Here is an 11,748-nt window from a genome sequence, read left to right as displayed (position 1 = left end):
CTAATTTAATAAAAAAGATGACAGACTTAATCCTAAATCGTCTTGTTTAAAAGTTTTGTGGAAGCCTTTAAACTTTGATTTTAATGGATTTATTGTATCTGTCATCATTATATCACTGTCCCCCGAACCACTGTCTCCAATAATAGATAAAAATTCTCCTTCCTTAACAGTAAAACTTACATCATTTACTGCTTTGACTTCTATTTCTCCTTGTTTGTATATTTTTTTCACTTTATCTATAATTAAAGCCATTAAACATCCTCCTTAAATTTGAAAATCTATTTATCTGTTGATTCACAATTGTATCATCAAAATAATCATGCATACTAAAAATCGTTTACTATCAACAGCCTTGATACAAACTTATACTTCATTAAAATCTAAAGTCTTAAGTTCTTATTCTTTAGTTATTCCTAACTATTTTTATTTATTTTTTCAGTTTACTAGAATAATTCATTGCTTTACCAACCTTAAATGTTATTAATTTCCACCTTTCCTTAATTTTATATTTTTTTGAATTCTATTTCAGCTAACTTTTGTGAATAAAAAAGCACTAGAATTATAAAATTCTAATGCTTGTCTCTAAAATGAATCAACATATCCTAATTCACGCACTTTATCGATCATTTCTTGGTAATTTCTAACGCCTAACTTTTGATATATTCTTGATAAAGATACTGCCAGACTTCTTACATTTGTATTTATTTCTTTAGCTAACTCTTTCCTTGATAGTCCGTTTGAATATAGTTTAACTATATGAATTTCACTTTCCGTTAATGGCTCTAACATATGATTATCCTCTGGAAAAATCGCTTTGCCTTTCAAGGCGATAGATTTTATATCTTCTATTAGTTTAGATGTATCTTCTTCTTTGGAAATAAATCCTTTACATCCAATTTTTCTTGCTCTTTTAATATAAAAGTCCAACTTATATGCTGTTAATATTACTATTTTTAGATCTTCATACTTATTAATCAATTCTTCAGCCACATCTAAACCATTTATTGTTCCTTCTATACCTGTCAAATTTATATCTACTAGTAACAAGTCATAGTTAAGGACAGATTCATTTATACTAAGGTCTCTAACATTATTTACTATATCTACAGAAATAGATTCGTCCGTCTCTAAGCTCATTTTTAAAGAAGTTGCGACCATTTTATGATCTTCTATTAATAAGATTTTCATTTACTACACTCCTCTCTACTGGAATTTCTATTTTAAATTCTACAAATGATTCATCTAGTTCATTTTGATTATTGAAAAAATTAAAATCGAATTTTCCGCCATATTCTCTTAAGTTCAATCTTAGTATATTTAATCCTATATTTCCCTCTACTATTTTTTCTTCATCTTCTAAATAGTCTCCATAATTTTTTATGGTAAGATGAATTTTATCTTCTAAAATTATTAGAACAATATCTGTACTATATCCTTTTGAATGTTTTAGTGCATTTATTAATAATTCATTGATACATTTGTAAATCAATTCAGCATACGGACTGGGCAAATCTATATTTCTATCACATTCAAATTCTATAAGCATTTCATTATCTAAATACATATTTTCTATATCAACTATAAGTCTGCTATATGCGTCATATAGAGAGCTATAATCATTTAGCATTGGATTAAATGAATTTATTTCATGACGGATTAAATCGTTTAGTTTATCCAAATTTTCTATAATGTATTTTTTGCCAGATCCTGAAAGATTATCTTCTATCCACCTTCTTATAGCTATTATAATCTGTAGAATGTCATCATGTAAAAATGTCTGTATCTTTAAAGTATTCAGTTTATCAATTTCTAAATTTCTATGTTTTTCAACATAATAGTTATCCAACATCTCCTCGAAAGTTATATAATTGGATTTTCTATGTTTTTCGAACAGGCTAAATTCTACCAAAAACATAAAAAAGCTTAAAGAAAATAGTATCACTCCTGAAAAAGATAATAATATGAAATAGAGCATCAGAGACAAAATTATAAATTCAGGAAATATTTTTTTCAAAGAACATGATAAAAATAATAAACCGCTTTTGATTTTTGTCTTACTAATCCTATACAGCAATATAGATTCAATGAAGATACATGTAAACAGTTGATACTCACTTATAGAAACAAGACCCTCAGCTTCATACTTCTTGTATAGGAAAAAAGCTATTATAAATAAAGTTTGCAATGTTATAATTGTCTTACTTTCATATTTTCGAATGTTTTTATCATTTGAATAAAATATGATTGGAGTCAATAATAAAATGATCACAATATAATCAAATATTGAAGATGCTAAATAAGTATTGAATTTCATCATTATTATTGATATGGTAATCCCCATTGTTGTAATTAATGGAATGAGCTTAATCCTACTCAATGAGTTTAAAAGATTGAAACTTGCAAATAGTATCAAGCTATAGAGAAATAGTTCGATATACTTTCCTATCGAAAGATTTCTTAATATTCCATCTTGTAAAAAAATGAAAATAATAAATAATTCAACAACTAAGCTATGCATTAGTATATAATTTTTTTCAGTATTTAACACGCATATAATATAAGCTAAAAAGTTTATAACACTTAGTAAAAATACTATTACAATTCCAATATCTAATGAATACTGATATCTTATGAATGATGCTAAGGGGATGAACAAAATAAATTGCAATAATATATGTGTAATTAAAATGAAGTTTTGTTTTTTCATCCTGACCTCCTTTTAAAATTTAAACCAGATAATCTTTATCTATATACAGTTTCATTTTCTTATCTCCGAAAAAAAATCTATTAAAATTATACATGAGATTCTGGTATTAATTACAAATTTTAATATATTGTGATATTTTGTTTTTCTATTTTAACTTCAGCTTTTAATACTATTATAGACGTATTAAGATATAATTACAGCTAACTTTTGTGTATCATACTAAGCGAAATTACATGACATGATTATACAATCTGTTTCAATATGACAAAAAAAAAGACAGTCCGAAGACTGCCGATATTTATCTCTCTGTATCTTTGTTATATTCTTTCTTATTTAAATTAGATTTACCATACTTCTATTTCCCATTTATAGTCAACGATATTGAATTAAAATATTTGATCCTAATTATATCATACCAAACCATTTTAGAGCATTTTCTATCGCTTTTTCTTTTTCTTCTGGACAATTTGGTACTCTTTGATTTTCTTTTTTACTAATATTGTAATTTTCTCTTTCTATAAGACCATGTTTCCTTTTTATTTGTGCAATATATAGACTTGAAACCTTTAGTCCATATTTATCCAAAACATACTTTTTAATTTCTCCATAAGTTGCATCTTTTGAAAAGTCAATTTCAGATAATTCATCTTCCCCTATTTCTATATCTAAATGATGTTCTGTATTTAGTTTGGACAACAGAGCCACCGTCTCCACATGCATAGATTGAGCAAACATATCTACTGCTTTTATTCTTTTTAGTTCGTAGCCTCTATCCATAAATCTTTTGATGTCTCGGGCGAGTGTTTGGGGGTTGCAGGAGATGTAGATTATGTTTTTTATTTGTGTTTTGGCTAGGGTTTTTATTATTTCTTTGTCTAGGCCAGCTCTTGGTGGATCTATTGTTACTGTTCCTATTTTTTCTTTTTTGATGAATTTTTGATCTATGTAGTTGGCGTTTTTGGCTATGAATTTATAGTCTTTTAAGCCATTGGCCTCGGCGTTTTCTATGGCATCTTTTATGGCGCTTTTGTTGATTTCTATTCCAACTATGTGATCATTTGCAAGGGCCATGGATGATATGCCTGATCCACAAAAGAGGTCTAGGAGTTTTTTGTCCTTTTCTAAATATTGGCTGGCTTCAGAGTAAAGATTTTCTATTTGACTGTCATTTACTTGAAAGAAGTCGTCTTTTGATATTTTAAATTTTTTATCTTTTACTCGGTGGATAAGATAATTGTCTCCTATTGTTAGAGTGGATTTTTTGTTTGTTAGATTGATGTTAAAGTCTTTATTCTTATCTTTTAGGTAATTGTATAAGGTTTTTTCGTCTTTGGTGTAGATGTTAAGGAGGATTTTTTCGCCATTGCTTCTTATGCTGATTTCCTTGATTATTTTCCCAAATTTTTTGTTTATATCTTGGCTGATTTTTTGTATTTGTGGGAGTTTTTTTCTTATGTGTTCGTTAGCAAGGAGGCAATCTTCTATGGCTACTAGGTCATTTGATGCTTTTTTGTTATAGGCTAGATCTCCATTTTCGTCTACTTGTAGTCTTATTTTATTTCTGTAATTTAGTTGTCTGCTAGGAATTATTTCGATTTCGTCAAGATCAATCTTGCACGTTTTCTTGATGGCATTTTTTATTAGATTTGTTTTTAGTTTTAGTTGTTGTTGGTAATTGATGTCCATAATAGTACAACCTCCACATTCATAATAATATGGACATGGAGGTTGTGTGTAATGACAGCTTTTTTGGGTTGTTTTTAGCTTTTTGGCTTCTATGAAGTTTTTATTTTCCTTAGATATTTCTATATCGCAAGTTTCACCATAGCTTGCCCCGTCTATGAAATAGACTTTCGATTCCGCTTTTCCAACTCCTCTGCCATCTTGTAGGATATCAATTATCTTGATGTCTTTTACGATCATTAGATAACTTTTGTTTCTCCTTTGTATATTACTCCGCCGATTGGATCGACTGTTATTGTTTCACCTGCTTCTACTAGGTTTATTATGTTTACAGCACCCACTACTGCTGGTATTCCAAAGTGAACTGCTGCTACTGCTGTGTGGCTTGTTAGTCCACCAGTTTCTGTTACTATAGCTGAGGCTTTTTCTATATATTCAGTGATATCTGCATCGGTGAATTTAGCTACTATGATGTCGCCTTCTTCAAATTTGCCTTCAAGTTCTTTTTTGGTTGAGCCTATTACGACTTTTCCAGATACAGACTTGCTTCCGATTCCTGTACCGCTTGTTAGGATATTTCCTATTACGTGAACTTTGATTAGGTTACTTGTTCCAGATATTCCTAGAGGTATTCCTGCAGTTACTACTGTGAGATCTCCTTCTTCTACATATCCTTCGGCAAGGGCTCCTACTATGGCTCTTTCGATTAGCTCATCTGTTTCTTTGGCTTCTTGGATTACTATTGGATATACACCCCAAACTATTGATAGTTGTCTTGCAACCCTATCTGTTACTGTTGCCGCAACTATGTTAGTTTTTGGCTTGAATTTAGATATGATTCTTGATGTGTTACCACTTGCTGTACAAGAGATAATTGCCTTGGCGTTAAGCTCTTCTGCGATGTTTTTGGTTGATCTTGCGATTGAGTTTGTAGTAGTGTTTGCAGAATGGATTTTAACGTCATAGACATTTTGGTAAAAGTCATCTGAAAGCTCTGTTGTTATACAGATGTTTCTCATAGTTTTTACTGCTTCTACTGGATATTTTCCGCCTGCTGTTTCTCCTGAAAGCATTACACAGTCAGTACCATCTATGATGGCATTGGCAACGTCAGTTGTTTCAGCCCTTGTTGGTCTTGGGTTTCTAATCATAGAGTCAAGCATTTGGGTAGCAGTAATTACTGGTTTTGCAGCATCATTACATTTTCTGATGATTTCTTTTTGAACTAATGGTATTAATTCAGTTCTAATTTCTACTCCCAAGTCTCCTCTAGCAACCATTATTCCATCACTTGCTTCAATGATTTCATCTACGTTATCAACACCTTCTTGAGATTCAATTTTGGAAATAATCTTGATGTGTTCTCCACCATGGTCTTCTAGAACTTTTCTTATATCATATACGTCTTCTTTTTTACGAACAAAGGAGGCAGCGATGATATCAATGTCATTTTCTATACCGAATTTGATGTCATCTACGTCTTTTGGTGTTATTGCTGGAAGATTGGTCTTTGATCCTGGAAGGTTAACTCCCTTGTGATTTGATAGAATACCATTGTTGAGAGCCTTACATACAACGTCTGTTCCGTCTTTTATTTCAAGAACTTCTAATTGAACGAGTCCATCATCTATATAAATTTCGCTACCAACTGCTACATCTTTTGGAAGGCCTTCGTAAGATACAGATACAATTGATTGATCTCCCTCAACATCTCTAGTTGTTAGGGTGAAGATGTCACCTGGTTTTAGGAAGATTTCTTTAACTTTGAAGTTACCTGTTCTAATTTCTGGTCCCTTAGTATCAAGCATGATAGCTATAGGTTTGTTTAGTTTTCTTCTGATTCTTCTAATTGTCTTAATCTTTGCTAGGTGTTCTTCGTGAGTTCCGTGGGAGAAGTTAAGTCTTGCAACGTTCATGCCGTTGTTGATTAATTCTTCAAGAACTTCTTGACTTTCACTAGCTGGTCCGATTGTACATACAATTTTGGTCTTTTTTAAAATTTCTGTTTTCATCATTACTCCTATCTTGATAAAGAATTTGCAAGATCATATAGATTTTCATCAAATTCTGATTTCTTGCTAACTGCTTCATCTATACTAACTTCTATAATATTTCCATTTACATAACCGATGGCAAGATTTGTCTTGCCTTCACTAAGCAAATTAACAGCCCTAGATCCCATTGCAGATCCCAAGAGTCTATCAACAGCAGAAGGTGAGCCACCCCTTTGGACATGGCCTAGGATTGTTACCTTGGTTTCGATTCCAGTTTTTTCTTCAAGCTCTTTTGCTAGAGAATATGGATCGCCAACTCCTTCAGCGAGAGTTATAAGGTGGTGTAATTTTCCTCTTTTTCTACCATGTTCCATCTTATCAATTATTTCATTGATTGAGAAGTTGTGCTCTGGAACTATAATAGATTCTGCTCCACCAGCAAGACCTGAATATAAAGCAAGATCTCCACAATTACGTCCCATAACTTCTATTACAACTGCCCTGCCGTGAGAGCTTGATGTATCTCTTAATTTTCCAATAGCATCAATTACAGTTTCTATGGCTGTGAAAAATCCTATGGTAAAGTCTGTATATCCCATATCATTATCTATTGTTCCAGGTATACCAATTGTGTTTATACCTAAATCAGATAGGGCCTTAGCTCCCTTAAAGGATCCATCTCCACCAATAACAATCAAACCTTCTATTCCATAATCACTTAGAATTTGGGCTCCCCTTTTTTGTCCTTCTGGTGTTTGGAACTCCAAGCTTCTTGCAGTTCCTAGAATAGTACCACCCTTGTGGATAATATCTGCAACTGAGGAAACATTCATCTCGTAAATATCTCCTTGCATAAGTCCATCATAACCATTTCTTATGCCTTTGATACGCATACCACTATTTAGAGCAGTTCTTACTGCCGCTCTTATAGCAGAGTTCATGCCTGGAGCATCGCCTCCGCTTGTTAGTATTCCTATAGTTTTCATAAAAACTCCTTAACTTATCTTAACATTTTCTATTCCTAAAAACTCTTCTAATACTTTAATGCTTTTTTCATTAATATCAAACCATAATTTCTTATCGAGCTTTACGCTTTTCTTCTTATCCGAAAAATAAATTACAACTGGCGTATCGCCCTTGTAGCGTACTAGAATGTTTCTTAATTCATTATACCTTAAGTATTTAGTTTTTAAGTATAAAGTCTTTAAATTTATTTGATTAATATCAATAAATTCAGATGTTAATAATTTTACATCCCTTTCATCAACTTGTAAATTTCCCTTAACGAGGACAACACTGTCTTCGTCTATGATATTTCTATATTTTTTATAGACTTCCGGGAAAATCACCATCTCTATTGACCCATACATATCTTCAAGGTTGGCAAAGCTCATTAATTGTTTTTTCTTGGTCATAATCTCACTTTTGTTGGTGATTACACCTGCCATAGAGACGAATTTCTTATCTAACATTTGAATTTCCAAATCACTAAGATTATCCTTATAATCACTCGTGAAATTTACAAAATCATTCAACCTATCAGCTAAATCAGAAAGTGGGTGGTCAGAAATATAAAAGCCTAGGACTTCCTTCTCTAGCTTTAGTTTGGTCTTTTTTGGGTATTCGTTGATATTTTGGATTTTAACATCATCACTTTTCTTGCTTACGCTTGAAAAATCATCCAATAGATTGAGCTGGCCTTTCAAGTTTACTTTTCTATTTTCTGAAACACTAGCCATGGCCTTTTCATATATTGCCATTAGTGAAGACCTATTATAGCCCATCCTATCGAAGGCCCCTGCCTTAATTAGGGATTCTATCCCCTTCTTATTAAGGGCTCTTTGGTCAACTTCATCCACTCTTTGGAGAAAATCTTTGAAGTTTTCAAATTTTCCTCCCTTATCTCTCGCCCTTACTATGGCAGAAATCATATTTATACCGAGATTTTTGATGGCTGAAAGACCAAAAATAATTCTTCCCTCCTCAACCCTAAACTCTGCCAAGGACTTATTTACATCAGGGGGTAAAACTTCTATGCCCAGGGCCTTAGTTTCGTTAACATAAAGATAAAGCTTAGTTGATTGATCCATTACAGAAGAAATAAGATTAGCCATGTATTCTTCTGGATAATAGTGCTTTAGGTAGGCAGTTTGTACAGCAACCAGGGAATAGGCTGCCGAGTGGGACTTGTTAAAGGCATATTTGGCGAAAGAAATCATTTCGTCGTAAATTTGATTAGCGGAAAGCTCATCAACCCCATTTCTTACGCATCCAGCAATCTCAACCTCGCCTTTTTCATCAAGCCTACCATGGATAAATATTTCCCTATTTTCTTCCATGACTGCCATCTTCTTCTTAGACATAGCTCGTCTTAGATTATCAGCTTCCCCTAGAGAATAGCCAGCAAGTTTTTGTACAATTTGCATTACTTGCTCTTGGTAAACTATTATCCCATAGGTAACATCAAGGATTGGCTTTAAGGCAGGGGTAATAAAACTAACGTCCTTTGGATTGTTCTTGTTGTGGATATATTTGGGTATCTCATCCATAGGTCCCGGCCTAAAAAGTGAGTTTGCAGCTATTAGATCATCAAAAACTGTAGGTCTAAGATTTTTTAAGAAATTTCTCATTCCTGCCGATTCAAATTGGAAGATTCCTATTGTTTTTGCCTTGTTAAACTGCTCGATTACCTTTTTGTCATTTACGTCAATTTTTCCTAAATCAACGTCAATACCACGATTTTTCTTTACGTCCTTGATGGTATTTTTTATGACAGTGAGGTTTCTTAGACCCAAAAAGTCCATCTTTAGTAGGCCCAACTCCTCAATTTCTGTCATATCGAATTGGGTTACCAATTGATCATTAGATAGGGCAAGGGGAATTATATCTGTTAGAGCTTCCTTAGATATTACAACTCCTGCCGCATGTATAGAGGTATGGCGAGGAAGGCCTTCTAGCTTTCTTGCTGTATCAATTAATCTCTTGCCTTCAAGATCACTTTCATATATTTCCTTGAATTTGCTAGATGCTTCAAAGGCCTTATCTATAGTCATACCTAGAGTAGAAGGGATGAGTTTTGCTATCTTATCTACCTTAGCATAGCTTATATCTAAGACCCTACCTACATCTCTTATAGCATTTCTCGCCTGCATCCTACCAAAGGTGATAATTTGTGAAACATGATCTCTGCCATATACGTCATTAACATAATCGACCACCCTATCACGAAGAACATAGTCAAAGTCAATATCTATATCAGGCATGGAAACTCTCTCGGGATTTAAGAATCTCTCGAAAATCAAATTGTATTTGATAGGATCAATTTGGGTAATGTCTAGGGCGTAGGATACAATGGAGCCTGCCGCTGAGCCCCTTCCAGGGCCAACTGCTATATCATTATCCCTAGCATATCTTACAAAATCCCAAACTATGAGGAAATAATCTACATAACCCATAGAGGAGATTACATTTATTTCCATATCTGCCCTTGACCTTATCTCCTTATCGATTTTTCCATATTTTTTGATAAGACCCTGGTCAACTAATTTTTTGAGATATTCTAAATTGCTAAGGCCTTCCTCAACTTTACTAAAGTAAGGTAAGTGAGGCTCATGGAAAGTAAATTCAAGCTTACATTGATCAGCAATAAGCTTAGTATTGGTCAAGGCGTCCTCATAATCAGCAAAAATCTCTTCCATTTCTTCATAAGATTTTAGATAAAACTCGCTTGAGGGCATCCTCATCCTATCCTCATCCTTGATTAATTTTCCAGTCTGGATGCACAAGAGGACATCTTGATAGTAGAAGTCTTCTTTATTTACATAATGAACATCATTTGTAGCAACTAGGGGGATTGCTGTTTCTTGGTGGATTCTGTTAAGCTTGGCATTTACCAAACTTTCTTCCTTTATGCCATGATTTTGAAGCTCTAGGAAGTAGTTTCCCTTGCCAAAGGCTTCTTCATAATTAAGTGCAGCCTTCTTTGCTCCCTCATAATCATTTTCTAGGATTTTTTGGTTAACTTCTCCATTTAGGCAGGCTGATAGGGCTATAATATCTCCTGCATGTTTTTTGATGAAATCAAAAGATACCCTAGGTTTATAGTAAAAACCATTGACATAGGCTTCTGATACAATTTTTATGAGATTTTTGTAGCCTTCTTTACTCTTAGCTAAAAGAATCAGATGGTAGTATCTCCTGTTTGTAGAATCTTTTATCTTGTGATCTTTTTCGCTGACATAGACTTCGCAACCAATTATAGGCTTAATATCACGTTTTTTGGCTTGCTTATAAAATTCTATAGCCCCATACATAGACCCATGATCGGTAATGGCAATTGACTCCATTCCCAATTCCTTTGCCCTATCTAGGAGGAGGTCGATTCTTGAGAAACCATCAAGAAGTGAATATTCAGTATGTACATGCAAATGAGTAAAATTCCCTGTCATTTCCCATCCTTCCTACAGTTCTTCAGAAAGCTTTATAAATTTTTGCAATCTATAATTCACCTTAGCCTTAGTCATAGGAGGATCCATCATCTCTCCCAGCTCTTCTATGGATAAATAAGGATTTTCCAAGCGAAGGCTAGCTATCTCTTTCATTTCAGATGAAAGCTTTTCGTATTTATCACTTTCTATAACAAGCTTTATAGCATCAACTTGCCTTAAAGAAGCCTTGACAGTCCTGTCTATATTTGCCTTATCAAAGTTGGTTTGCCTATTAATATTATTTCTTATAGACTTCATCGCCCTTACATTTTCTAATTCAAAAAGGGATCTATTGGCTCCAATTATAGCCAAAAAATCAGAAATCTTATCAGAATCCTTGATATAGACAATATAATAATCTCCCCTATCATTGATTTTTGCATTAAGGTCGAAGGTATCCATAGATTCTTTTATAAGCCTAAGTTCCTTTTCTTCCCTTGCTATAATTTCAAGATTGTAGCCTCTTTGGGGGTCGTTAATAGAGCCCTTATAGATAAAGGCAATCTTTAAAAAAGATTTGATATCATCAAGGGATACATCTTCTATATCAGAAAAATTATCTATGAAACCCTCACTCTTTTTTTCTATCAAATCTTCAGATATTTCGTTATCTTCAACAAGAACCGTAAAGATTCTCTCTTTATCCTTATAGGATTTATCGAAAATTTCGAAAGTTGGTGAGTAATCGTAGAGATTCTTGATTAGATTGTAAATATATCTAGCATTGGAGTTTGAGTCAGTTTCGAATTTGACATTATAGGCTCCCCTATTTATCCTAATTGATCCTATAAAATGAATTATAGAAAGCAACTCTCCTAAAGTAGATATAGGTTCTTTTTTTAACACTTCTTTCTTACATCTTTTGGAAAAAGACATA

General features: G+C 33.0%; 8 protein-coding genes. All 8 read right to left on the bottom strand.

Features of this window, described 5'->3' with window-relative positions; genetic code table 11:
• Window positions 1-252, bottom strand: a complete 252-nt coding sequence (locus HMPREF0077_RS09050; protein WP_004837711.1) for a hypothetical protein — start codon at window positions 250-252, stop codon at window positions 1-3.
• 330 nt (window positions 253-582) lie between these two features.
• The gene (locus HMPREF0077_RS09045) at window positions 583-1,188 is read right to left on the bottom strand and encodes a response regulator transcription factor (protein WP_004837710.1); all 606 of its coding nucleotides are present in this window, start codon (window positions 1,186-1,188) and stop codon (window positions 583-585) included.
• Window positions 1,160-2,707, bottom strand: coding sequence for a sensor histidine kinase (locus HMPREF0077_RS09040; RefSeq protein ID WP_004837709.1), 1,548 nt, complete (start codon window positions 2,705-2,707; stop codon window positions 1,160-1,162). Before HMPREF0077_RS09040 ends, HMPREF0077_RS09045 begins: the two co-directional genes overlap by 29 nt.
• A 405-nt stretch (window positions 2,708-3,112) precedes the next feature.
• Window positions 3,113-4,630, bottom strand: coding sequence for a class I SAM-dependent RNA methyltransferase (locus HMPREF0077_RS09035; protein ID WP_004837708.1), 1,518 nt, complete (start codon window positions 4,628-4,630; stop codon window positions 3,113-3,115).
• On the bottom strand, window positions 4,630-6,402 hold the full coding sequence (gene pyk / locus HMPREF0077_RS09030; RefSeq protein WP_004837707.1) for a pyruvate kinase: 1,773 nt from the start codon (window positions 6,400-6,402) through the stop codon (window positions 4,630-4,632). Before pyk ends, HMPREF0077_RS09035 begins: the two co-directional genes overlap by 1 nt.
• 8 nt (window positions 6,403-6,410) lie before the next feature.
• Window positions 6,411-7,370 (bottom strand): 6-phosphofructokinase, encoded by a 960-nt coding sequence (gene pfkA / locus HMPREF0077_RS09025; RefSeq protein WP_004837706.1) that lies wholly within the window; start codon window positions 7,368-7,370, stop codon window positions 6,411-6,413.
• A gap of 9 nt (window positions 7,371-7,379) precedes the next feature.
• Window positions 7,380-10,832, bottom strand: coding sequence for a DNA polymerase III subunit alpha (locus tag HMPREF0077_RS09020; protein WP_004837705.1), 3,453 nt, complete (start codon window positions 10,830-10,832; stop codon window positions 7,380-7,382).
• Window positions 10,833-10,844: 12 nt separating this feature from the next.
• Window positions 10,845-11,747, bottom strand: coding sequence for a DNA-binding protein WhiA (whiA, locus tag HMPREF0077_RS09015; RefSeq protein ID WP_004837704.1), 903 nt, complete (start codon window positions 11,745-11,747; stop codon window positions 10,845-10,847).
• Window position 11,748 lies beyond the last annotated feature (1 nt).

Source organism: Anaerococcus tetradius ATCC 35098, assembly GCF_000159095.1.
GTDB classification, from domain to species: Bacteria; Bacillota; Clostridia; order Tissierellales; family Peptoniphilaceae; genus Anaerococcus; species Anaerococcus tetradius.
The sequence above is the reverse complement of the archived record's forward strand: the minus strand, read 5'-3'. Positions and strand labels throughout refer to the sequence as shown.